We start from the raw sequence: 24,619 nt of genomic DNA on the forward strand, positions 1-24,619 counted from the left end.
CCAACCCCTAATTGTATAAAGCTTTCTTGGATACAATCCGTTTCTTCATGCGAATAGAGGTACCCCCTCCAACCTCGCTGATCACATCGAATTCATCCATGAAGTTCTCCATAATTGTGAAGCCCATACCCGAACGTTCCAACTCAGGTTTTGACGTATAAAGTGGCTGTTTCGCCAACTCTAAATCCTCAATACCACGGCCCTTGTCTTCAATGATCAATGTAACTGTGTCGTCTTCGATTCTGACAGAGATATTCACAATCCCCTCAGAATTCCCATCATAACCATGAATTATGGAATTCGTAACCGCCTCAGAGACTACCGTCTTTAAATCAGTAATTTCATCCATTGTAGGATCGAGTTGAGATACGAAAGCTGCTACCGTCACACGAGCAAACGATTCATTCTCCGACTTAGCGGCAAATTGCAGTGACATAAAATTCTCTTCAGTATGACTCATAGGACCACCTCCAACTCAGAGAGAGCCATATCTTCGTCCTCGTAAATGGACATGATCTTGAACAAGCCTGACATATCAAACAACCGATATACCGATGGATTGACGTCGCATAATACCATTCTGCCGCCTCTCTGCTTGATCAACTTGTATCTCCCCAAAATGACCCCGAGCCCGGAACTATCCATAAACTGAAGTGACTTTAGGCTTAATACAAGATGACGGCAGCCACCGCGTCCAAGTTCCTCATCGATACGCATACGAACATCATCAGCCGTATGATGATCCAACTCTCCACTTAAACGCACAATTAACGTATCGCGGTTTCTTACCATCTCCGCATGCAAATTCACGTCTGTTCACTCTCCTCTCTGACATGAACACACATTTCTACACCCAAATGAAATAATCCTTCTCTATGACAAAACTAGAAGAAAACCCCTACGAATCTACAAAAAATAAATGTGAAGCCGTTCTTTTAAACATCGTCCACCAACCTGCTTTATCAATGGCTGAAGGGGCATTAAGCTCAAACTCATTTAATACCTTACCGTCTTGATAAACAATCAGCTTGCCTATGTTTTGACCTTCTTTTACCGGCGCATTAACCTTTTCAGGCACAACTACCTTTTGAGTTATACTACCTTGTGCACTTCCTTTTTTGACAAGGACACTTAATGCACGGTTTGCGGTCAATTCGATCTGGGATGATTCTCCCTTCTGAACCTTCACCTTACCAATCACTTCACCAGCTTTATAGATTGGCTGCAGGGCATATTGGGAGAAAGCATAATCAAACATCGCCGACACTTCACTATTTCGGGTCTTGGTGTTCGGTTCACCAAGTACCACCGCAATGAGTCTTAACCCATCACGCGAAGCGGTAGCTGATAGACAGAATTTTGCTTCCGCTGTATATCCTGTCTTAAGACCGTCTGCACCGCTATAGAAACGGACTAGTTTATTTGTATTCACCAACCAGAATGGTTTAGCAGAATCTTTACGTAAATAATCCTGATAGGACCCAGTATATTTAGTAATGATAGGATATTTAAGTAATTCTCGGCTCATAACAGCAATATCGTGTGCAGAACTGTAATGATTGGCTACAGGTAAGCCGTTGCAATTCTCGAAGTGCGTATCCTTTAACCCCAGTTGCTCCGCTCTTTGGTTCATTAGTTTCACAAAAGCCTTCTCTGATCCACCAATTCGCTCCGCTAATGCGACAGATGCATCATTTCCAGAAGCCATTGCTACCCCTTTAAGCATCTCATCAACGGTCATTTCTTCCCCAGGCTCAAGGAAAATTTGTGATCCGCCCATTGAAGAGGCATACTCACTGGCCCTAACCTTATCTGTCAATTTCAATGTGCCCTTATCGATCGCTTCCATCGTTAGTAGCATCGTCATAATCTTTGTAATACTAGCTGGTGGTAACTTCTCATGACTCTGTTTCTCGTAAATCACAGTCCCAGTATCCGCATCAATCAAAATAGCAGAACGGGCGTTATCCGCAAGTGCGACATCACCGTCATCTTCATGAAGCCCCGCCTGAGCTGCGTAGCTGAACGTAGGACTGATTAAGACTGTCAACATCAACGTGACGATCCACGTCAACATCATTTTTTTCATGATTAACCCCCCTTAAACATGCATTTGATTCTGATAACCTAGTATCGTCCAACTAGATGAAAAATATTCCTTAAAACGCAAATAAACCACGGTATCTCCCGCAACCCTATTAAGGATTACTGAAAACACTGTGGTTCGCTCGCATTACTATTCAATGTTCAAGCTAGAATCTCTTGATACCTTCAGGTGTTACTAGAGCAAAAACGAGTGGACGTCTTTGTACCTTCTCACTGGAAATACCATAAGCTTCTCTCACTCGGTTCACCGCTTCTTCTTGTCCTGATTCATGTTCTTTATTCAGGTGAAGAACAGCTAAAGTTTCACCAATCGTGACTGAATCACCAATTTTCTTGCGTAAATCTACTCCAGCAGCCAGGTCAATCACGGAATTCTTATTCTCTCGCCCAGCTCCGAGTATCATCGCGGCAATACCAATTTCCTCCGCCTGTATAGACTCTATATACCCTGAGCTGACTGATTTAACTTCAACCAAAATCTCCGCTTGTGGAAGTAATGCTAGATCTTTGATTTGGGCGATATCGCCTCCTTGTGCTGCGACCATGGCCATCAATTTATCCAGTGCTGCACCACTTTCTAGCTTTTCTTTAAGAATCATTCTGGCTTCCGTCTCTGACTCAGCCTTCCCACCTAGCACAAGCATGTGCGATGCCAATATCAAGCATACCTCTTGCAGATCAGATGGGCCTTCTCCTCGAAGTGTAGCCACAGCTTCCTTGATCTCCAGAGCATTGCCTATGGCATGTCCTAGCGGCTGATCCATATCACTGATCACAGCTACCGTGCTCCGACCGACTTGTGTGCCAATATCGACCATCGCACTCGCAAGCCGGATCGAATCATCTAACGTCTTCATAAATGCTCCGCTACCCGTTTTGACGTCGAGCACAATCGCGTCTGCACCCGCTGCGATCTTCTTACTCATAACGGAACTCGCAATGAGCGGGATCGAATCCACAGTAGCTGTGACATCACGTAGGCCATACAACTTCTTATCCGCAGGAGTCATGTTGCCGCTCTGACCGACAACAGCAAGTCCAATATCGTTCACTTGATTGAAGAACTGCTCTTTCCCAAGCTCGACAGAGAATCCTGAAATAGCTTCAAGCTTATCAATGGTTCCACCGGTATGACCGAGACCTCGACCTGACATCTTAGCTACAGGTACTCCAGCAGCGGCAACAAGAGGTCCAAGGACTATCGTCGCTTTATCACCTACACCGCCAGTAGAGTGCTTGTCGACCTTAATCCCATGTATGGAACTAAGATCAACCATATCCCCTGAAGCAGCCATATGCAGTGTTAGATCAGCCGTCTCACGCGCACTCATCCCTTGGTAATAAACAGCCATGGCCCAAGCGGACATTTGATAATCAGGAATGTCACCTTCACTATAACCCTTAACTAAAAAGCCAATCTCTTCGTTACTTAGTTCAAGACCATCTCGTTTTTTTCGAATCAGATCTACAGCTCTCATCGTCAGCTTCCTCACCTTTCAAATTTACATTTCAGGGATGATTGACAATACAAGACTTAGGAACTTCTCCCGAACTCGATCGGTCGTTTCCATCACTTCATGATGGGACAAAGGTTGATCTAAGATACCAGAAGCCATATTACTAATACATGAAATACCCAGCACTTCAATTCCTGCATGCCTTGCCACTATGACTTCGGAAACAGTCGACATACCCACTGCATCACCGCCAAGAGTACGAAGCATTACAATTTCCGCTGGCGTCTCGTAGGTAGGGCCCAGAAGGCCAACATAGACACCTTCCTGAAGTGGTACATTCTTCTCACTTGCGACTTTCTTGGCCGTATCCCGAAGCTTACGGCTGTATGCCTGTGACATGTCCGGGAACCTTGGACCCATTTCACTATCATTTGGTCCAATCAGGGGGTTCTTCCCCGTCAAATTAATATGATCCGAAATAAGCATCAAATCCCCTGGAGCAAATGACGTATTAATACCGCCTGCAGCGTTCGTTACAAGCAGTTTCGATACGCCAAGCTCTTTCATGACACGTACAGGGAAAGCGGTCAGCTCAGGTCCATAACCTTCGTACATGTGAAAACGACCCTTCATGAGTACAACAGGTACACCTTGAAGCGATCCAACCAATAATTCTCCGGCATGTCCTTCAACCGTGGACTGAGGGAAATGCGGAATATCCTGATAAGCGATACTTATCGGTTCTTCAATATGTTCAGCTAGCACACCAAGACCGGATCCAAGTATAAGTCCAATCTGTGGCGTAACCGGTGATTTAGATTGGATATATTGTGCTGCTTCTTTAATCATATCTTGTGTTAAAATTGTCATTTTGTCTACTCTCCCGTTTATTATTTCAATTGTTTTAGAAAGCTTCTACCGTGTCCACTTCCGTTGATTCCAAAGTTATCGGCAATCGTCGCTGCGAGGTCCGAGAATGTCGCGCGAATACCGAGGTCAACAGTTTGAGTTAGCGCCGGATTGTATACAAGCAACGGAACATATTCCCGTGTATGGTCGGTACCCGCATGAATCGGGTCATTTCCGTGATCCGCTGTAATAACAAGTAAATCTTGGTCCCCTACCTTGCTCAGCAAATCCGGCAATGCAGCATCAAATTCTTCTAGTGCACGCGCATATCCCTCAGGGTCACGGCGATGGCCGTATAAGGAATCGAAATCAACTAAATTCGTAAATAGTAGACCCGTGAAGTCCTGACCCATTAGAGTAATCGTCTCCTGGATGCCATGACTGTTGCTCTTTGTCGGATGGGATGCAGTAATGCCTTCCCCACTAAAAATATCGTTGATTTTCCCGACAGAAACAACGTCCTTCCCTGCATTTTTAAGGGCATTAAGAACTGTTGGTTCAGGCGGTTTTACTGCATAGTCGTGTCGATTTGGCGTTCTCTTGAAATCCCCTGGTGTGCCAACGAAAGGACGGGCAATGACTCTTCCCACGGTATGCTCCGGTTCCAGTGTAAGTCGACGAGCTATTTCACAAGCACGGTATAACTCTGAAAGCGGAATGATCTCCTCATGTGCTGCAATTTGAAATACACTATCTGCGGAAGTATATACAATCCAAGCTCCCGTTCTCATATGTTCTGCGCCCAGTTCATCGAGTATTTCAGTCCCGGAGGCTGGTTTATTACCAATCATTTTACGTCCAGTCTCTGCTTCGAACCGCGCGATCAAATCCCGTGGGAACCCATCTGGATAAGTCTGGAAGGGAGTATTAATCTTAAGACCCATCAGTTCCCAGTGTCCTGTCATCGTATCTTTACCTGTAGAAACTTCCGCCATTTTGCCATAAGAAGCCATAGGTGACTCTACCGGACTTAGATTGGGTAGCGTGGCAATATTGCCGAGACCTAACTTCTGAAGATTAGGCAGCTTCGTTTGAGGAACTTTCTCTAAAATATGACCCAGTGTATGAGCACCTTCATCCCCATATTTCTTTGCATCGGGTAGTTCTCCTATACCAACACTATCAAGTACAATTACAGTAATTTTATTGAAATTGTTATTATTTAGCATTATGTTTCACTCCTCACTTCTTACAGTTTTTTTGCTAGTTAGTTAAGTTATCCCCATTAGACGTCAAAGCATTCTTCGCCCGGGGATGATATGAATCGTACACAGACTTAATGTTCGGTTTCGTTATGTTCAAATAAACCTGTACCGTCGACACGTCTGAATGTCCCAGCATTTCCTGAACTGACCGCACATCAGCTCCACCTGAAAGTAAATGAGCGGCGAAAGAATGTCGTAGTGTATGGGGAGTAATAGCGGCTGTAAATCCCGCTTCCTGACCATATTTTTTAATAATTTTCCAGAAACCCTGCCGACTGATAGCTACTCCGCGACGATTAAGAAACAGGGGCCCTTGGCTACCTACTTCTGGACTCAGATGTGTCCAACTCTCGTTCAAGTACCTTTCTATCCATCCAGCAGTCACACTTCCAATGGGTATGATTCGTTCTTTCCCAGCTCCTCCAGAACAGCGTACGAAACGAAGACTTGTATTAACATCCTCCACGTTTAATGAGATTAATTCAGATACCCGGATTCCCGTCGCATACAACAGCTCCAACATTGCCTTATCCCTCATACCTAGAGGATGATTCACATCAGGCATTTCAAGTAGCCTTTCTGTTTCCTCGATCGTTAGAATTTGTGGTGGCTTCTTTTCACTCTTAGGCATGTCCATCATTAAAAAAGGGTCTTGATCAATGATTCGTTCTCGAACTAAATATTGAAAGAAAGCTCGAAGTGAAACCGAGGCCCTAGTTATCGTTGCGGGGGCTTTTCCTCTTTCTTTCATCGCTGAAAAGTATAACAGAATTCCTGTTCGGGTCACATCCAGAAGACTGTCCGCTTCTCGCTCTTGTAAGTAAGCCACATACTGTTTCAAATCTCTGGAGTATGATTCCAGAGTCGCTCCACTGAGTCCCTTCTGATCTTCTAAAAATGTAATAAAAGAGGCAACATGTTGTTCCAAATCCCCATGCCTCCTTTCGTTCTTTATGCAACCTGCCCTGTAGACAGATCTCTATTCAACAATTCAACATACATAACGCTATTCCCTGCTACTATCCCTATTCTCCATACCAAAAAAACAACTTTAATCTCTCAGATAATACTTCCGACTTGTTATCCCCATCGGTACCAGATCGAAATACTTTGACTGAAGATCCTTCTGGGATACGATACTTGTCCATCGGAAATATATATCCATCCAACATGCCTATAATTCTATACATGGCGTAGGCCAACACTAGGAATACTAATAAATATTTGAGCGCACGCAGACACTTACGTAGTGAAATTATCATAACCTTCCCTCTCTTTCTATACCCAAACTAAGATCCTATTAATTAAAAATAAGGACATTGTTTATAACAGTATATAAAAGAGACACAAAGTTTATGTACATTTATACTAGACAAGGATTGTTCTCTGACTACCTAGCCAGATAGCAAAAAAAGCTCCAAACGGCACGGTGGCCGTGAGAAGCTTTTTGGTTCGAATGATTAGTTAGTGCTTTCACCTTTATCCTGGTTATCACTATTCTTGTCTTTACAACGATAGCAAATGCCATGAAAATCAAGGCGATGATCGAGTACCGTAAAATTGAACTCTTTGTCCAATCGTTCCTCGAGCTCTCCAAGCCAGTCTTCGCGGATTTCATCCATTGCCCCGCATTGCACACATATCAAGTGATGGTGATGATGCTTGGATGTATCTGTACGCAAATCGTAACGAGCTACTCCGTCGCCGAAATTGATCTTCTCAACGACATGCAATTCACTCAATAACTCCAGCGTACGATAAACCGTCGCAAGACCGATTTCCGGAGCCTTATCCTTAACAAGCATAAACACATCTTCAGCACTTAAATGATCTTCTTCATTTTCTAGCAGTACCCTTACCGTGGCTTCCCGCTGGGGTGTCAACTTGTAACCGTGGGATTGTAACTGCTGCTTGATTTTCTCGATCTTTGCTTCCATGTTGTTCCTCCCCCAGGAATCGCCGTACATTGCCGTACAATGTAATTATTTATAACCACTTCTTTCATTATAGGGGGAGTCAAACAACAAAGTCAAACATTTTACTAGAGTTATACTGGGTTTAGAACCTGTTCCAACATAGGAGTGACCCAAGTCATCATCACGGGTGTAACCCAAGTTTCAAAAGCCGATGCCGCCAGTACAACCACGACCATAGCCAAAGTCAGGCCTGTATAAGATAAAAAGGGACGAGCAAAACTCCCATTACGGTTCATAAGAACTCTACTTCGGATAATCCCCAGTGAGAAACTTACCGCGGCTACACTGCCAATAAGCAATGCAGGAATAATGATCAGATTATGTGGCGCAATGGACACGAACGCAAATAATAAACCTTTCCAACTGAACTGACCGACAAGACAACCCACCGTAAACCCAATAAGAACTCCTTTTAGAAAATCTAAAATGAGAATACCAGGAAGTCCGATGACGGAAAGTCCCAAAATCCAAATTAGTCCAATCCACTTTAAATGCAGCCCCGCTACAGCCCAAAAATCTAGCTGGTTGAACTCGACTCCACCCTGATTTACGGATACAAAGAAATCTCCAAGATATCTTGATAGATCTTGCTGTTGCTCCAGTGTCAGCGCATTGACCATTAATGCACCAAAAACAACACCCATCAGAAAAAGCACAGATACGAATACATACAGTGACGTCTGATCCTTGAGCGCATGACGAAACGGTTGCAGCATGCGGGAGCCCCTTTCTCTCGTTCATAGTCGTCTTCCTCTTTAAATCAGACTATGTACAAGCTAGCTCCCTTATGCTTCAAAAATAACATTATGATTTGATGACCTTGCCGTATGTCCCGCCCCCACCTGGAGATAAATTTAATCTTCCACTTCGTGCTTCACAAATGAGACCAGCAAGCTCATCACCTACGACTTCAGCAAGTTCTAACTGTGATACTTGATGCAAAATGTTCATTTCAGTACCGAAGACTTTGAGCAAGAGATTAAGCTTAGATGGACCAAGGCCCGGAATAAATTCCAAGGGCACTTGATAATGATACGGCGGGCGATGTGAGGGAATCGAAGGCTCGCTGCGATCACTAATAGAATGGATTCTATCCAGAACTCCACGTACTAATTTGGGACTACCGCAATAAGGACAACGCTCCACCGAATGCTCGGTCTCATTGATGATGTAATTACACCCACCGCAGTATGTTCGGTGGTACTTACCCAAGCGAGGATTCAAGCCATAATTGCCGGCTACCTTTCTCCCATCTTCACGCTTCAGAGCTTTTTCGAACTCACGATAACTAGGCTCCCGTAGAATCAATTCATTGTATTCCCTACCGATCTTGCCAAGAGAGTGTGCGTCTGAATTGGTCAAGATGGTATACCGATCTAGCTCACTGATCAATCCTGCCATTTCACTATCGGCACTTAGGCCAAGCTCAACCGCACTGACAAGTTCAGGATCCAGTACCTCATCCAAACGTGGGGCACAACTACCATAAATACTTCGATGAGGTGTAAAAATATGAGCAGGAATTACCATGCCGCCTCGGGCATATACCTCTTCTTGCAACGCACGTGCTGGCGCGTATACACGTTGGGAGCTTAGACTTACATTCTTCATTCTTTGCTCCAACCAACCCGTAAATGACCGCATCATATCGAAATAAGGTAAGTAGACCAAAATATGCGCTGGTCCCATACCTGGTTCACGAATTTCTAATTCTGTACCCAGTAAGATGGTCGTTCCCTTATAAGAAATCCCACCATCTTCTAACTCCTTCATCTCGCCTTTGCTTAAGCTAACGACAATGTCATCCTGTACTCCAGGTGAATGGCAATCGATAATCCCCACGAGACTGATGCCCTTGCGCTCATGAGCTTCCTTTGCAATGTTCTCAAACGTCAGATTCCGACTACCACTAATTTTTACAGGAGCGCCCTGACCCGTACGACCTATGTGTATATGAAGATCAGCATAATAAGACGATAAATCTAATGGTTTACTCATCGTTACTTAACTTGGCTGTCTTGTGCAAGTTGTTGTTTCCAAATATATACCGCCATGATCGTCTTACTATCCGCAATACGACCCTCGGCAATGTAATTCTCACATTCTTCTAAAGTAGCCTCATACACTTCAAGAAATTCATCTTCATCCAGAGCCATTTCCCCTGCTGACAATCCCTCTGCAAGATACAAGTGAATCATTTCATCTGCAAAACCGGGAGATGTATAGAACGAATGTAGCAGACTTATATGCTCACAGCGATATCCTGTCTCTTCCTGAAGCTCTCGCTTGGCAGCCTCCATCGGATCTTCACCCTTCTCCAGCTTACCTGCGGGGATCTCAAGCTCACACCGACCCATAGGTTGACGATATTGATCCACAAGAAGTAATCGCCCTTCATGAATAGCAATTACAGCAACCGCACCAGGGTGCTTCACAACCTCGCGTGTAGCTTGTGAACCATCGGGAAGTTCTACCGTATCGATCTGAAGAGAAATAATTCTCCCTGAGAAAATAGGTTCTGTAGATATCGTCTTTTCGATTAACTTATCCTGTGCTGTAGTCATTATTTTTCCTCCTAAAATGAAATAGATAACGTCATAACTTGTCCACCTGAGACATATGCTGTAACTATACCAAAACCCGTCTTAGAAAAGGAGCAGCGCTATGAAATCATATTTCTCCAATGATCGTTTGCGAGCCCAAGGAAAGGCCTGGCAAATCCGCATTCTTTTGTCCCAGTGGCAAAAAGAGGCGGGAGCAACCGTTAAAGTTAAAGAACTTTTAGAATCGCGACGTACCAAATAAATGAATTCAACAGAACAGGAAGTGATGAACTATGGGTTATTCTCCATTCTGTGAAAATAATAAATCGGAGTCTTACCGTGAAATATATCTTGAATCTTTAATTCGTTCTGGCGAGATTGAAAAGGCACTTTCGCGTATCCAGGAGTGGACAGCAGAAGAGATAGCGAAGTCATCTTCCTTTATGGAGAGTATGAGTCAGTTGTCAATCATCTGCCAACTACGGATGAATGTCCCTATTATGGACCTTATTCTGAGCCATATTCGTGTAGCCGAACTTATTCATCGAACAGTAGCCTTAGGTCTGCTTGATCTTGCTGAGACTTTAGTGAACAAGTATCCCGATAATTATCACCAAAGCGAGCTTATCCAGTCTCTTTATAAACACGGTTACGTATCTACGGCTAAGGAGAAATTAACCTCCTTTCATAAGCTGCTTCTCAATGAAAAAAGTTGCTCTGTACTGAATCTAAACTTTATATCTGCTGAAATCCTTCATGATGAGGGTCGTTATTCCGAGGCTGCTGAAATTTTCGAATCACTTGTCATAAGTAATCCTGACATGGCTCGGGCTCGATTCGGTGCTGCATCCTGTTATCTACTCGACGCAATTGACAACCTAACAGGAAGGATCACTATATACAACCCGTCTGAAGAAGATAGAATGAGAATAGAGAGGTATCTAAGTGACATCACGCAATCTCTCCAAATCATAACTAAATCTGGATGGCATACGGTCTGGTCACTCGAGCAGCAACGGAACCTGCCGGATCAAGTAGTAGAACAGTCTGCCTTGTTACATTAAGTTCTTTAGGCTCCTGCCCTCTTATCCAAGTCATACATAGACAAACCGCCCAGGCTGTCATGAAGACTAACCTAGGCGGTGCATATGATGATCGCCTAGAATTAGCGAGTCACAGTCTGTCTAACGATCTCAAGTGCAAATTGGGCGACTTTAACAATATCCTCGCTCTTGATACGCTCTTTGGTTGTGTGAATATCTTCATATCCAACAGCTAAATTTACTGTAGGTATTCCTAATCCATTGAAAATATTGGCATCACTTCCCCCTCCTGAGAGGAAAGTATCTCCTGATAATCCTAATTGCCCCGCTGCCTTCTTCGCCAACAATACAACATCCTCACTACCTGAAAAATGGAATGCCGGATAAATAATATTACTATGGAATTCTCCACGTGCGTGGTAATCACGGCAAGCTGAATCAACCGCTTCCTTCATATCAGCAATTTGTTTGTTCACCTTATCCTGAGAAATACTACGTGCTTCTGCATATAACTTCACATAGTCTGGCACAATATTCGTCTGGCCACCGCCTTCGAATTTACCAATATTTGCAGTTGTTTCTTCATCAATACGACCCAGATTCATACGGGAAATGGCTTTACCTGCAACTTGAATTGCGCTAATCCCATCCTCAGGATTCACCCCAGCATGAGCTGATTTTCCGAAAATTTCGATCTCAATCCGCGCTTGCGTAGGAGCTCCAACACAGATAGAACCGACTTCTCCGTTAGAATCTATCGCAAATCCGAATTTGGCATCCAAGTGTTTAGCATCTAATGCTCTTGCACCCATAAGTCCTGATTCTTCTCCAGCAGTAATCACGAACTGAATTTGGCCATGTGGTAGGTTATTCTCTTTGAGCACTTGAATAAGCTCAAGAAGAGCCGCGACACCCGCTTTATCATCCGAACCAAGAATCGTAGTGCCATCGCTGCGAATCCATCCATCTTCACCGATAATCGGCTTAATCCCGACTCCCGGTGTCACCGTATCCATATGACACGTGAATAGGAAAGGCTCAGCAGACGAGTCTCCATTTGGTTTCAGAGTGGCAATCAGGTTGCCAGCTCCGTGACCTGTAATCGCCTGGGAATCATCTTCCACCACTTCAAGTCCAAGACTCTCAAACTTAGCTTTCAAGAAATCTGCAATTTGCCGCTCATGTTTTGTCTCACTGTCAATGGATACTAGCTCTATAAATTGTGCGATAACTCTTTCCTGATTAATCAATGTACTTTCCTCGCCTTCTCTTTTGCGTTAATATAAATGGATATAGTCAATACTTGACTAGTTGGACAAGCTTCACATGATTCAAGTTCATTCTAATTTTAATAAAAGGAGTATCTCAATATGCAGAAAAAAAGGTTGAAAATCGTCGTTTATATAATGTTATTTGCTATGCTTGGATCAACATTGCTCGCCCTTCTTGAGCCATTGTTCATGCGTTAATTTTAGGGCTAGCCTAATCCATTATAATCAAACACCTCGTTAAACAACGGGACAATCTCCTGTGCAACTTGTTCCACAGTAAATGTAAGGCCAGTGACATCTTCTAGCGATGTCACACCATATTGTTCAATGCCGCAGGGAATAATACCTTGGAATCCAGCTTGTTGAATGCCCGCTTTGATATTAAAAGCGAATCCATGACTGGCTATAAATCCTTTCCTGCGGCGACACTTATTAAATTTCACACCAATCGCTGCTATTTTGGTATCCCCGACCCAAACTCCGGTATATTCCGGCTTTCTAGATCCTTCAACTCCAAATAATTTCAAGTAATTTATAATTACCTGCTCCAGCTCTCGTAAATAGCCGTGTAAATCCAGTCCTTTTGTACCGTCAAGCCACAATAAAGGATAACCCACTAGTTGTCCTGGGCCATGATATGTAATATCTCCACCACGATCGATTTCAAACAAAGCTATTCCCTGCTCCTGCAATTGTTCAGGACTTAGAAGTAGATGTTCAGGGTGTCGTTGTGAGCCTATCGTATACGTCGGTGGATGTTGAAGAAGCAGCAGGTGTTCCTGCTGCTGTCCTTCATCAATGGCTTTTACGAGCATTTTCTGCATTTCCCAGGCTTCTCCGTATTCCATCATCGGAAAATACCGGACTTCCAAGGATTTCGTCATGCCGTTCATCGCCTCGTCTCTCAAATAACGGATGGATCAGATCTCCCAATCAATCGCTGATCAATACACTTGAGTGTCCATATTATAGCTTTCCATATTATCCTTCACGCGCTGCATAAATCTTCCGCAAATGACACCGTCCAATATCCGATGGTCAAGTGACAGACACATGTTAGCCATGGAACGAACTGCGATCATATCATTAATAACTACAGGTCTCTTAACAATGGATTCGAAGGTAAGAATTGCGGCCTGCGGATAGTTAATGATCGGTTGAGTCAAAATAGATCCGAAAGAACCGGTATTATTTACGGTAAAAGTTCCGCCTTGCATATCATCAAGCTTCAGCTTACCCGCACGGACCTTGCTAGCAAGATCCTCGATTTCCCTGGCAAGACCAGCGATATTCTTCTGATCTGCTTTCTTAATAACCGGTGTCAATACAGAATCTTCTGTCCCAACAGCAAGTGAAATGTTGATGTCCCGTTTAACAATAATCTTGTCCACAGCCCAAACCGAGTTCATGATCGGATAGTCCTTGATCGCGCCAACTACAGCTTTCATCAGGAAAGCTAGATAGGTAAGATTAACGCCTTCTTTTTTCATGAAATCATGCTTCAATTTATTACGGAGCTGAACCAGATTGGTGACATCAACCTCAATCATCATCCAACCATGTGGGATCTCCGATACACTTTGACGCATACGTGTAGCAATCGTGTTACGGATTGGTGTCACATCGATGAAATGTTCAGAACGATCTCCTGCCTCAACCTCAATCTTTGGAATTTTTGGAGATTCCGTCAAATGAAGCCCAGAATGACGAACTGGCTCTTCAGCAACCCGAGTTGGTTCGAAAGATACCGGTGAGGTGTATTGAGCCTGCTGTGGAGCAGGCGATGGAGCTGAAGGCGCTGCTCCTCCTCCATCAATATAGGCTAGCACGTCTTTACGCGTAATCCGCCCACCGAGACCCGTCCCAGGGACATTTTGCAAGTTGATCCCGTGTTGTGCAGCTAGCGTCTGTACTGCTGGTGAATAACGGCTACGCTGCGACTGATCTGTAGCAATTCCTGAATTACTTACACGTGCATTATCATTAACATCCGAAGACTTGTCATCAGAGATCAGATCAACACCAGCGTCAGTCGTCTCAATTCGGCAAATCACAGTACCGACCTTAATCTCCTGACCTTCTTCCGCTAGTAGCTCTCCCATAATCCCATCCATTGTTGAAGGAATTTCGGCGTTAACTTTGTCCGTGATTACTTCACAGATCGGCTCAAATTGCTCTACTGAGTCGCCTGGCTTCTTCAGCCATTTGCCAATAGTAGCAGATACAAGTGACTCTGCCAGTTGAGGCATCGTGACATCGGTTAACTTTTTATTAGATGACATATTCTCACTCACTCCCAATTAGTAAAGCGCCAATTGCAGCATGGCTTCTTTGACTTTATCTTTACTGAGCATAAAGAACTTCTCCATTGGAGGACTGATCGGCATTGCAGGAACATCCGGTCCACACAATCTCGCAATAGGTGCATCTAGCTCAAATAGACACTCCTCTGAAATAATGGCCGATACCTCAGCACCGACACCACCTGTCTTATTATCCTCATGAACGATTAATACCTTGCCTGTTTTACGAGCCGCTTCAATAATCGCATCACGATCCAGCGGCTGGATTGTTCGAAGATCCAACACATGTGATGTAATGCCTTGTTCCTTTTCCAAGTCAGCCGCCGCTTGCATAATAAAATGAAGTGGAAGACTGTAGCTGATCACGGTGAGATCAGAACCTTCACGCAGAACATTAGCCTTGCCAATCGGTACGATATAATCGTCCTCAGGGACATCCTCTTTAATCAGCTTGTAACATTTCTTATTTTCGAAGAACAACACAGGATCAGGATCCCGTACAGCTGCCTTCAGCAAGCCTTTGGCATCGTACGCCGAATAAGGCGCAATAATCTTCAAGCCTGGGGTACCGAAGAAAATGGATTCCGCACATTGCGAATGGTATAAACCACCGAATATCCCTCCACCGATAGGCGCACGAACGACCAATGGGCAGTTCCAATCATTATTAGAACGATAACGGATCTTAGCCGCCTCGCTGATAATTTGATTTGTTGCAGGTAACATAAAGTCAGAATACTGCATTTCCGCAATCGGCTTCATTCCGTACATCGCTGCCCCGATCGCTACGCCGGCAATTGCTGACTCCGCAAGTGGCGTATCGATAACACGATCCTCACCAAACTGTGCATGCAGTCCTTTTGTCGTCGTAAAGACGCCACCTTTGACCCCAACATCTTCTCCCAAAATAAATACATTCTCATCACGTTCCATTTCCTCTTTCATCGCAAGGCGAATGGCGTCTATATACTCCATAACTGGCATTTATTGACCCTCCTCTGCGCTGTCAGCGTAAACGTGCAGCAACGTATCTTCTGGCTTAGGAAATGGTGCGTTATCAGCTGAATCAATCGCTTCTTTAACTTGCTTGTGTAACTCTTTATTAAGCGCCTCATCCTGTTCTTCATCCCAAATATTACATTCAATGAGATAGGACTTCAGCTTTGGAATACCATCTTTCTTCCAGTTCTCGTCAACCTCATCCTTCGTCCGATACACTAGATCGTTATCCGAAGTTGTATGTGGTGACAGTCGGTACATCACGGCTTCGATTAAAGTTGGACCCTCACCGCGAAGTGCACGCTCCCGTGCTTCCTTCACGACACGATATACTTCCAGAGCGTCGTTGCCGTCGACCTCGATACCAGGAAACCCATATCCCTTAGCACGATCATACACACGCCCACCAAGCTGTTTACTGATCGGCACTGAAATCGCATATTGGTTATTCTCACACATGAAAATGACCGGTAGCTTATGCACACCAGCAAAGTTCAAACCTTCATGGAAGTCCCCTTGGTTACTAGAACCTTCCCCAAAGGTAACAAATGAAACAATATCTTCACCCTTCATTTTAGCGGCTAAGGCCACACCAACAGCATGAGGTACTTGTGTTGTTACGGGACTTGATCCAGTCACAATCCGTAGTCGTTTACTACCGAAATGTCCCGGCATCTGACGTCCGCCACTGTTAGGATCTTCCGCCTTAGCGAAAGCAGATAACATAAGTTCTCTTACCGTCATGCCGACAGATAGAACAAATCCGTAATCACGATAATACGGTAGGAAATAATCACGTTGCCGATCCAAGGCAAACGCTGCAGCAACCTGTGCCGCCTCCTGGCCAATACCAGAAACGTGAAAATTAATCTTACCTGCCCGTTGTAGGAGCAAGTTGAGCTCATCGAATTTCCGCGCGAGCAACATATATTTGTACATGTCCACCACTTCGGTATCCGACAATCCGAGCTGCTCATGTTTGTGTTTAGTCTGTGTTAAACTCTTTGCGTTCATGGGAGTTACCTCCTTCAATTATGTCTTTCCCCAGATTTCTTATCTCATCTTAAAACCTGGTACTAAGACTTGGTTTAACCTCATTATAATCTCTTTTCCCGCAAAAAGAAAATATTACTTTATTCTCTTAGATCACAGTAGCTTGACCGTCTACCGCTAATGCCGCTTCACCGATAATTTCGGACAAAGAAGGATGTGCAAACACAGCTTGACCAACTTCCCATGGCGTTGCATCGAGCACTTGAGCTAAGGTCGCACCGCTGATCAATTCAGTTACATGTGCGCCAATCATATGAACACCAATAATATCGTTGGTACGAGCATTGGACACTATTTTTACAAAGCCATCTTGTTCTCCATGAACTAGCGCTTTGCCAATCGCCGAGAAAGGAACCTTACCGATCTTAAGTTCAATCCCTTGTTCACGAGCTTCCTTCTCCGATATTCCAACTGAAGCCACTTCAGGACGCGAATATACGCAACGTGGTACATGGTGTGCGTTATAACCATGCCCGGATTCCCCAGCCAAGTGATTCACTGCGACTATTCCTTCATGACTAGCAACATGTGCCAGTTGCAATCCACCTATACAGTCACCGATCGCATAAATATGTGGTTCTGTCGTCTGCATGGATTCGTTCACTCGGATAAATCCCCTTTCCAAGGCGATATCTGTATTCTCTAGTCCAATATTCTCCACGTTGGCCTGACGACCAATCGAGAGCAATAGCTTGTCTCCTTGGAGTTCGATATTTTCTTCGCCACGCTTCGCCGAAATATGTACGACTTGATCTTTCACCTCGAAAGTATCCGTCAGTACACTTACACCGGTCAGCACAGTGACACCACGCCGCCCAAGTTGTTTCTGAAGCTCACGTGACAATTCCTCATCTTCTGTTGGTAGCAGTTGGCTTGCCGCTTCCACAATTGTGACTTGAACACCGAAATCACTAAGAAGTGAAGCCCACTCTACTCCGATTACGCCTCCGCCAACAATAATAATTGAAGCAGGAAGTTCCTCCATTTGCAGTGCTTCATCGCTACTTAATATATACTTACCATCAAGAGTTAATCCCGGTAATGTGCGTGGACGAGATCCAGTTGCAATAATCAAATATTCAGGAATAATGGTTTCCATTTCACCGTTAGTTAACTCAACAGCAACTGCTCCACTTTTAGGAGAGAATATCGAAGGTCCCGTAACCCGTCCTTTCCCTTGAATAATTTGAATCTTATGTTTCTTCATCAGGTATTTGACACCTGTATGTAGCTGGTCCACGATTCCTTGTTTGCGCTCTTGCACCTTCGGGAAGAAAAGGGACACTCCTGATGTCTCAATACCGAAACTTGCACTATCTTTCATTTGTGCGAATAGTTCTGCGCTCCGGAGTAGTGCTTTACTTGGGATACATCCACGATGTAGACATGTTCCTCCAAGCTTGTCCTGTTCAATAATCACAACATCCTTGCCTAATTGGGCTGCACGTATTGCCGCAACATATCCTCCCGTACCCCCACCAAGAATCGCTACATCGCATGAAATAGTCATTACTTATCTCCACCCATTCATTATAATAATCAATAGTATTTCGTCATCTTATTGTACCTCGTTTTACGGCTAATACAAATAAATGGAACCAAATAGACAGAATATCAATAACAAGTTATGATTAAAAAAATTACATTTTTTTAGGAAAGGAAGACAATTTTCATGAAATTGAAGACTTCCCGATTTATTGCGATTCTTATTCTCGTTATTCCGGGTATCGCGGCCATGATTGGCTTCCTTAAAATGAAAGACACTATATTCTTATATATGTCCAATCACGGAGACGATGCACTCACCACGATTACTTTCGACTGGCTAAATTTTATTATAGGTCTAATCTTATTTCTGTGCGGTATCAGTTTCTTAGCTGGTTGGACCTTCTTCCGCGACCGAAAACGGAATTATGTAGGGCCAAGGTTCCGCAAAAAGGCGTGATTCAAAGCAAAAACCTCTTTTCGCTAGACGCCGAAAGAGGTTTTTATTTTACTCATAAAGAGCGTCCTTCAATTTACTCGACATCTTAGATTCATTCTTCGATGACACTCGTAACAACGTTCTCCGCAAGCGTCCATTCTCTGCAGTTAATTTCTCCACTTGTTCGATCAGTTGATTAATCAAAACCTTATCTTGCTCAGAGATTCCTGTATGTTCAAGCATTGTTCTATAATGCTCCAATTTCAACTCTTCTGTTTCTGCTGACATACTGCGCCTCCACTTCATTTAGCTATAGTGCTTCAGTTGCTAACTTCTATTTTATCATATATCAGATAATTAAGAGTTCTCTACGTAAGAGAGAATATTTTCGCTGCAAACATCCCCCGTAATATTAGTTGTCTTTCTTCTAGAACTTCAATTACTTTCTCAGGGCGTAATTCGGCAGAGTCAAAACCTCTTATATCCTTATAACAGGATTTACAAAAGTCATTCGACACCTTATTTACCTTTCCACATTCACACTGCCACTTCTCATGGTCGAGTATTTTCCCTCTATTCGTAAACTCTTTGACTAATGTATTTATAAGTTCTTCTATTTTCTCAACATCACTGGCATTATACGATGATTTAGAACTCATCAGACTTTCCAAACTCAATCTTTTATGTTCAAAAGAAGCGGATAGCAGATACTCATTCATTTTGGAGTAATCCATCATATTTGCACTCACTAATAAACTAAAAACTCTATCGGGCCGCCTTGTTGTCTGAAGTACCGTATATAAGTAGGATTCAACAGGTTCCCCGATTTCTTTCATATACTCTACTATCTTTATTCTTAAATCCTCATAAAGTTCTGTGTTTATACAATAATTAATAATATCCTCCATGACCTCGACAATTCGGTTCTGCGTGAAAAATGAAATATGTTCAGTTATAAGAGAAGAGTTCTCTTTAACCTGTTTAATTACCCGCATTTTGTTGATTTCAAATTCTAGCCTATCATTTGTAATCTCTTGGATATCTTCATCCTCTTCTAAAACAGTGGTACCACTATCGGTAATCACTGCAGTACCAGAAGCTGTGACCATGAACATTTGTTTTCCTTTACCAGAGATTTCGTCATGATCAATTCTTACGCCAATAATTGCATTTGCACTAACTTTTTTTGCTTCACTTTGTAAAAGTTCAATCACTTCATCATAAATACTCTTTAGCTGCTTCTGATAAGTACCTGATCTTCCTCCAAACATATCACTAAAATCAGCAACGAAGTCGGAGAAAATACCTGTACCCGTGACTACCCTCGCTGAAATGATCCCTTTATATTGCAGTATGTCGATACCTTCTAATGACGATGTTGTAGAGATTATCATCTTTTGTCTAGTCAAATTAATTCACTCCTTGTAATACTGACCCCCTTGAGACCATGCTCCTTCCAATACTAGGGAGGTCAATCATATGGGTTACATAATCTTTACTTAGTAATGGTAGATTTACCTAAAATAATCTTCTTTAATGAATATAAAACCCGATAAATCAAAGATTTATCGGGCTCATGAGATCAAAAAATGATTAGTTCCGTTCCTTTCAAGAAACCTTATGCTCAATCCGTAACTTATCCGCAACCATCGCGATGAATTCGCTGTTGGTTGGTTTGGATTTGCTGATATTGATCGTGTAGCCGAACAGGTGACTGATGCTGTCGATATTGCCGCGTGTCCAAGCCACTTCAATGGCATGACGGATTGCGCGTTCGACGCGAGAAGGAGTTGTTTTAAATTTCTCAGCAATGGCTGGATATAGAGTTTTAGTAATCGCACCCAAAATTTCAATGTTATTGTATACCATCGTGATTGCTTCACGAAGATATTGATATCCCTTAATATGCGCAGGAACCCCGATTTCATGTATGATCGACGTGATGTTCGCATCCAGGTTCTTGCCCTTACCAAGGGGTACTACGTTAGATTTTGTAAATACTGAAGTCTGAGCTCCACCGATCGTGAGGCTTTGTACTCCTACAAGTTGTCTAATTCGATTAACGAGCACTTCCATGTCAAATGGTTTGAGGATGTAGTATGAAGCTCCGAGTTGTACCGCACGTTGTGTAATGTTCTCTTGTCCGAAAGCCGTCAGCATAATGATCTTAGGCTGTGGAGATAAATTTATATCGCGTAAACGCTCCAGCACGCCCAGTCCATCTAGATGTGGCATAATGATGTCTAGAATTAGCACGTCCGGAACTTTAGGAGCGTTCTCGATCATTTCCAGCACTTCTTCGCCATTATAAGCAATTCCTGAGACAACCATATCGTCTTGCTCCGTAATGTATTCCGCAAGTAAACTTGTAAATTCCCGGTTATCATCCGCCAACAACACTTCAATTTTCTGCACTGACTGCTTCCTCCTTAGAATAATTACAATATTATTATATTTCTCTTCCAGAATAAGGATTCGACATGCAAATGTAAATCCCTTCTGTCGAAAATTATTTTTCTTTATTTTTTTTTAAGCTTGATATATAATTATTTATTTATTTACACAATATGATTTCATTCGTTCGTTTTCGACAATCCTACGTAATAAATTCCAATTCACTTCCATAAAAAAATCTTAAGGCGTTTAGCTCGCCTTAAGATTTTGTGAAGCATTTTTATTTCCTTGGAGTATTCCAGCGTCCTGAAGCATCCATTCAATGAAACATCCGTACCCCGATCTTGGATCGTTAACAAAAACATGAGTGACTGCACCAATCAGTTTTCCGTTCTGGATAATCGGGCTGCCGCTCATCCCCTGTACGATCCCCCCTGTCTTCTCAATCAGTCTTGGATCCGTAATCCGTATCACAAGACCTTTGGTTTCAGGAGCGCTTTGACGAGAAACATGAACAATTTCGACCTTGAATCGTTCTACACGCTGCCCCTCTACAACGGTTAAGATCTCCGCAGGTCCTTCCTTTACCTCTTCTGAGAAAGCAACTGGAATAGGTTTATTATAGACACTATGTTCTGGATTTTCCGGCATTTTCCCAAAGATACCAAAATGGGTATTGCGTTCGATGTTGCCAAGTGTTCTTCCTTCCTTCAGAAAATGAGCTCTCTTCTCCCCAGGTTCTCCGCTTTCACTTTTGGAAATCGAAGTTACACTGGATTGAAGAATCTCACCACTTCCCACAACAATTGGGGTTTGTGTACTCATATCGGTGATAACATGTCCGAGTGCTCCATACACTTTGTGTTCTGGAGCAAAAAAGGTAAGCGTTCCAACACCCGCAGCAGAATCGCGAATATACAGCCCCATTCTCCATGCCTTATCCTCTTTATCATAAGCTGGATTCAAGGAAGTGAAGTATTCCTTCCCCTTACGTTTGTACGTAATCTTCAGCGGCTTCTTTACATCGCCTGACTTCTCGACGATCTCGCCAACTTCCTTTACATCCTTCAATTCGACTTTGTTTATGTGGGTAATTAAATCTCCAACTTGAATGCCAGCAACTTCTCCTGGGGATATTTTGCTGTTATCCGTATTAACTTGATGATGCCCTACAACCAAGATCCCGGCTGATTTCACTTTAACTCCAATGGTTTGTCCGCCAGGGATGACCTTCAAGTCGGGAATTACATTGACCTTCACAGTCTTAAGAGGAATTTGACCAAATAATTTCATACGAAGTTTAGCTTCTCCGCTGTTAAGCGAAGACAGCTTAAGTGGATCCCCTAGAGATACTCTCATGGAGGAACTCTCTCCTCCATTCAGCCTTATGACATCAGGCCGATCCACACTAACTTCGGCTTGCACAGGCAGAGTCAAGTTAATTTGCGAATTCTGCCCCTGAAATAGGCGCAGTTCATCTGGCATGAAGGGTACTTGTCCCTTAGCTACAGACGTGCCAAGAAAACAAAAGAAGAAGGCAAGTAAAAGACCGAGCAATCTTTTCTTGAGGTTTGGGTTCAATGGCTGTCACGCTCCCTTTGCTTCTTTCGCTTGACGAAAAGGTGGTCGCCAATTGCGTACCTATAAGATACCCCCGGTGTAATGTTTTATTACTGTCAATCATTGCTCCGAACACTAAAATGAATCCTTTTGTGCCTGTGCCAGTTTCAGCATCTCTTGTGCGTGATGCAACGTTTTCTCCGTTATTTCCACACCGCCAAGCATACGTGCCAATTCATGGACCCGGCCGTCTTCAGACAGAGCCTCCACTGAGGTTCTCGTGCGATCACCTTCTACAACTTTCTCGATCAAGTATTGGCGATCAGCCATACAGGCAACTTGAGGAAGATGACTGATGGAGAATACTTGGCATGTCTGCGACAGTCTGTATAATTTCTCGGCAATCGATTGAGCTGCACGTCCACTTACACCCGTATCCACTTCATCAAATATAAGCACAGGCACGTCATCGTGCTGGGCGAAAATACTCTTTAATGCAAGCATCATCCGGGATAATTCCCCACCTGAAGCAATTTTGCTGAGAGGTCGCAAAGGTTCCCCTGGGTTAGGAGAGATCAGGAATTCAGCACTGTCTATACCGTGTTTAGTTGGTTTAACTCGCTTACCTTGCCATTCAACCCCATTCGGGTCTTCGTTCCAGCTTATTTTAACTTGAAGAGAAGTTCGTCCCATTTGCAGATCTTTCAGTTCACTTTCAATCTGTAGCGCCAGTTCTTCGGCATGCTTCTGCCGAGTTGCGCTTAATTCAATAGCTTCCTTTAGCAGACGATTCAACAAATCACTACGACGCGCCTCAAGCTTATCCAGAAGCTCATCCTTGTTCTCCAGTGTTTCAGTCTCCCGTGATATCTTGTCATAATAATTTAAGATTCCCTCCACATTATCACCGTATTTACGTCGTAATGTAGAAATTAAATCTAAACGATCTTCAACTTCTTCCAACCTTGCTGGATTAAATTCAATATTTTCTCGATAATCCCTAAGACCAAATGAAGCATCCTCTAATTGATAATAAGCGGATTGTAATTGTTCAAGTAATGGATTGATTCCATTGCTATCGTAACTTGCTACATCTTGAAGTCTTGAAACGGCTTTGGCAATGGCCGCCAGTCCTTCAGAACCATATAACAAATTATAAGCCTCAGAAATGGACTCCATCGTCTTCTCACTATGTGATAGCTTGACCTTTTCCTCAGAAAGAAATTCATCTTCACCCGCTTTTAAACCAGCAGCAGCAATTTCGTCCAATTGAAAACGGTATAAATCAAGCATTTGCAACGCTTGTTGACTATTATGCCTAAGCTCATTCCATTCTTTATCAACTTTGACAAAAGACGCATATGTCTCTTGGTACTTCGACTTCAAAGCAGCAATTTCCCCTGCCCCGAATGCGTCCAACAGACCCAAATGGCGCTCTGGGCGAAGTAAATTCTGATGTTCATGCTGTCCGTGCAGGTTAATTAATTCCTCACCTACCTCACGCAACATGGACAGATTAACTAACTGACCATTAATTCTAGCGATACTTTTTCCCTGATGACTAATTTCACGGCGAATAATCAATGATTCCTTATGATCCGCACTAATGCCCAAACCATCTAGTGTCATCCAGACGGAATGACCTTCAGGCAAATCAAAAGACGCCTCCATTTCGGCCTTTTCGCAGCCGTATCTAATTAAATCAGCTGTACCTCTGCCCCCAGCAATCAGACTCAGAGCATCAATCACGATCGATTTCCCGGCTCCTGTCTCACCTGTGAGTACGTGAAAACCGCGGTAGAACTTCACGTCCACCGCTTCCACCACTGCTAAATTACGAATTGATAAATGAACCAACAAGGTGAGTACAACTCCC

Annotated in this window: 27 protein-coding genes; 4 read left to right on the top strand and 23 right to left on the bottom strand. The window is 43.4% G+C overall.

Annotated elements, in window-relative coordinates; all coding sequences use genetic code 11:
• Positions 1–7 precede the first annotated feature (7 nt).
• From spoIIAB to IEW05_RS12450, 12 genes are all read right to left on the bottom strand, one after another.
• Positions 8–460, bottom strand: coding sequence for an anti-sigma F factor (spoIIAB, locus tag IEW05_RS12395; protein WP_188539124.1), 453 nt, complete (start codon positions 458–460; stop codon positions 8–10).
• On the bottom strand, positions 457–810 hold the full coding sequence (gene spoIIAA / locus IEW05_RS12400) for an anti-sigma F factor antagonist (protein WP_188539125.1): 354 nt from the start codon (positions 808–810) through the stop codon (positions 457–459). Before spoIIAA ends, spoIIAB begins: the two co-directional genes overlap by 4 nt.
• A gap of 88 nt (positions 811–898) precedes the next feature.
• Entirely contained in the window at positions 899–2,089 is a 1,191-nt protein-coding gene (locus IEW05_RS12405) for a D-alanyl-D-alanine carboxypeptidase family protein (protein ID WP_188539126.1), read from the bottom strand.
• Between the two features lie 163 nt (positions 2,090–2,252).
• Positions 2,253–3,584: a pyrimidine-nucleoside phosphorylase gene (locus tag IEW05_RS12410; RefSeq protein WP_188539127.1), complete on the bottom strand. Its 1,332-nt coding sequence runs from the start codon at positions 3,582–3,584 to the stop codon at positions 2,253–2,255.
• A 24-nt stretch (positions 3,585–3,608) separates the two neighbouring features.
• Complete coding sequence (locus tag IEW05_RS12415; protein WP_188539128.1) at positions 3,609–4,433, bottom strand: purine-nucleoside phosphorylase; 825 nt, start codon at positions 4,431–4,433, stop codon at positions 3,609–3,611.
• A gap of 20 nt (positions 4,434–4,453) precedes the next feature.
• Positions 4,454–5,641 (bottom strand): phosphopentomutase, encoded by a 1,188-nt coding sequence (deoB, locus tag IEW05_RS12420; protein WP_188539129.1) that lies wholly within the window; start codon positions 5,639–5,641, stop codon positions 4,454–4,456.
• A gap of 34 nt (positions 5,642–5,675) precedes the next feature.
• Positions 5,676–6,605 (bottom strand): site-specific tyrosine recombinase XerD, encoded by a 930-nt coding sequence (gene xerD, locus IEW05_RS12425; protein ID WP_188539131.1) that lies wholly within the window; start codon positions 6,603–6,605, stop codon positions 5,676–5,678.
• Positions 6,606–6,702: 97 nt separating this feature from the next.
• The gene (locus tag IEW05_RS12430; RefSeq protein WP_188539133.1) at positions 6,703–6,939 is read right to left on the bottom strand and encodes a DUF4227 family protein; all 237 of its coding nucleotides are present in this window, start codon (positions 6,937–6,939) and stop codon (positions 6,703–6,705) included.
• A gap of 198 nt (positions 6,940–7,137) precedes the next feature.
• Positions 7,138–7,614, bottom strand: a complete 477-nt coding sequence (gene fur, locus IEW05_RS12435; protein ID WP_188539135.1) for a ferric iron uptake transcriptional regulator — start codon at positions 7,612–7,614, stop codon at positions 7,138–7,140.
• Between the two features lie 110 nt (positions 7,615–7,724).
• Positions 7,725–8,366, bottom strand: coding sequence for a stage II sporulation protein M (gene spoIIM / locus IEW05_RS12440; RefSeq protein ID WP_188540850.1), 642 nt, complete (start codon positions 8,364–8,366; stop codon positions 7,725–7,727).
• Between the two features lie 91 nt (positions 8,367–8,457).
• On the bottom strand, positions 8,458–9,651 hold the full coding sequence (locus IEW05_RS12445) for an endonuclease Q family protein (RefSeq protein WP_188539137.1): 1,194 nt from the start codon (positions 9,649–9,651) through the stop codon (positions 8,458–8,460).
• A 2-nt stretch (positions 9,652–9,653) separates the two neighbouring features.
• A complete protein-coding gene (locus IEW05_RS12450; protein ID WP_188539139.1) occupies positions 9,654–10,217 on the bottom strand; it encodes an NUDIX domain-containing protein in 564 nt (187 codons plus the stop codon).
• Between the two features lie 100 nt (positions 10,218–10,317).
• Between IEW05_RS12450 and mciZ the strand changes: the two genes are divergently transcribed.
• A complete protein-coding gene (gene mciZ / locus IEW05_RS12455) occupies positions 10,318–10,458 on the top strand; it encodes a Z-ring formation inhibitor MciZ (RefSeq protein WP_188539141.1) in 141 nt (46 codons plus the stop codon).
• A 31-nt stretch (positions 10,459–10,489) separates the two neighbouring features.
• Positions 10,490–11,260 carry a tetratricopeptide repeat protein gene (locus tag IEW05_RS12460; RefSeq protein WP_229753358.1) on the top strand — a complete coding sequence of 257 codons (771 nt, stop codon included), beginning with the start codon at positions 10,490–10,492 and terminating at the stop codon, positions 11,258–11,260.
• A 101-nt stretch (positions 11,261–11,361) separates the two neighbouring features.
• Here the strand turns inward: IEW05_RS12460 and IEW05_RS12465 are convergent, their stop codons facing one another.
• Positions 11,362–12,489 carry a M20/M25/M40 family metallo-hydrolase gene (locus tag IEW05_RS12465; RefSeq protein ID WP_188539143.1) on the bottom strand — a complete coding sequence of 376 codons (1,128 nt, stop codon included), beginning with the start codon at positions 12,487–12,489 and terminating at the stop codon, positions 11,362–11,364.
• Positions 12,490–12,609: 120 nt separating this feature from the next.
• On the opposite strand from IEW05_RS12465, the gene prli42 reads away from it, so the two are divergent.
• On the top strand, positions 12,610–12,708 hold the full coding sequence (gene prli42 / locus IEW05_RS12470) for a stressosome-associated protein Prli42 (protein WP_188539151.1): 99 nt from the start codon (positions 12,610–12,612) through the stop codon (positions 12,706–12,708).
• A gap of 8 nt (positions 12,709–12,716) precedes the next feature.
• Here the strand turns inward: prli42 and lipB are convergent, their stop codons facing one another.
• From lipB to lpdA, 5 genes are all read right to left on the bottom strand, one after another.
• Positions 12,717–13,394 carry a lipoyl(octanoyl) transferase LipB gene (gene lipB / locus IEW05_RS12475; RefSeq protein WP_188539153.1) on the bottom strand — a complete coding sequence of 226 codons (678 nt, stop codon included), beginning with the start codon at positions 13,392–13,394 and terminating at the stop codon, positions 12,717–12,719.
• Positions 13,395–13,454: 60 nt separating this feature from the next.
• Complete coding sequence (locus tag IEW05_RS12480) at positions 13,455–14,792, bottom strand: dihydrolipoamide acetyltransferase family protein (protein ID WP_188539156.1); 1,338 nt, start codon at positions 14,790–14,792, stop codon at positions 13,455–13,457.
• Positions 14,793–14,810: 18 nt separating this feature from the next.
• On the bottom strand, positions 14,811–15,797 hold the full coding sequence (locus IEW05_RS12485) for an alpha-ketoacid dehydrogenase subunit beta (protein WP_188539158.1): 987 nt from the start codon (positions 15,795–15,797) through the stop codon (positions 14,811–14,813).
• Positions 15,798–16,826: a thiamine pyrophosphate-dependent dehydrogenase E1 component subunit alpha gene (locus tag IEW05_RS12490; RefSeq protein ID WP_188539160.1), complete on the bottom strand. Its 1,029-nt coding sequence runs from the start codon at positions 16,824–16,826 to the stop codon at positions 15,798–15,800.
• 127 nt (positions 16,827–16,953) lie between these two features.
• Positions 16,954–18,375, bottom strand: coding sequence for a dihydrolipoyl dehydrogenase (gene lpdA / locus IEW05_RS12495; protein WP_188539162.1), 1,422 nt, complete (start codon positions 18,373–18,375; stop codon positions 16,954–16,956).
• Between the two features lie 162 nt (positions 18,376–18,537).
• Here lpdA and IEW05_RS12500 point away from each other — a divergent pair, with 162 nt between their 5' ends.
• Positions 18,538–18,810, top strand: coding sequence for a DUF2627 domain-containing protein (locus tag IEW05_RS12500; protein ID WP_188539164.1), 273 nt, complete (start codon positions 18,538–18,540; stop codon positions 18,808–18,810).
• 48 nt (positions 18,811–18,858) lie between these two features.
• On the opposite strand, the gene IEW05_RS12505 is transcribed toward IEW05_RS12500, so the two are convergent.
• The 5 genes from IEW05_RS12505 to recN all read right to left on the bottom strand — a co-directional run bounded on the left by IEW05_RS12505 (position 18,859) and on the right by recN (position 24,603).
• Positions 18,859–19,077, bottom strand: coding sequence for a hypothetical protein (locus IEW05_RS12505; RefSeq protein WP_188540913.1), 219 nt, complete (start codon positions 19,075–19,077; stop codon positions 18,859–18,861).
• A gap of 80 nt (positions 19,078–19,157) precedes the next feature.
• Complete coding sequence (locus IEW05_RS12510) at positions 19,158–20,198, bottom strand: YbjQ family protein (protein WP_188539166.1); 1,041 nt, start codon at positions 20,196–20,198, stop codon at positions 19,158–19,160.
• Positions 20,199–20,397: 199 nt separating this feature from the next.
• On the bottom strand, positions 20,398–21,204 hold the full coding sequence (gene spo0A / locus IEW05_RS12515; RefSeq protein ID WP_188539168.1) for a sporulation transcription factor Spo0A: 807 nt from the start codon (positions 21,202–21,204) through the stop codon (positions 20,398–20,400).
• Positions 21,205–21,432: 228 nt separating this feature from the next.
• On the bottom strand, positions 21,433–22,764 hold the full coding sequence (spoIVB, locus tag IEW05_RS12520) for a SpoIVB peptidase (protein WP_188539170.1): 1,332 nt from the start codon (positions 22,762–22,764) through the stop codon (positions 21,433–21,435).
• Between the two features lie 114 nt (positions 22,765–22,878).
• Positions 22,879–24,603 (bottom strand): DNA repair protein RecN, encoded by a 1,725-nt coding sequence (recN, locus tag IEW05_RS12525; protein ID WP_188539172.1) that lies wholly within the window; start codon positions 24,601–24,603, stop codon positions 22,879–22,881.
• Between the last annotated feature and the right edge of the window lie 16 nt (positions 24,604–24,619).

The organism is Paenibacillus segetis (assembly GCF_014639155.1).
Taxonomy (GTDB): domain Bacteria; phylum Bacillota; class Bacilli; order Paenibacillales; family Paenibacillaceae; genus Fontibacillus; species Fontibacillus segetis.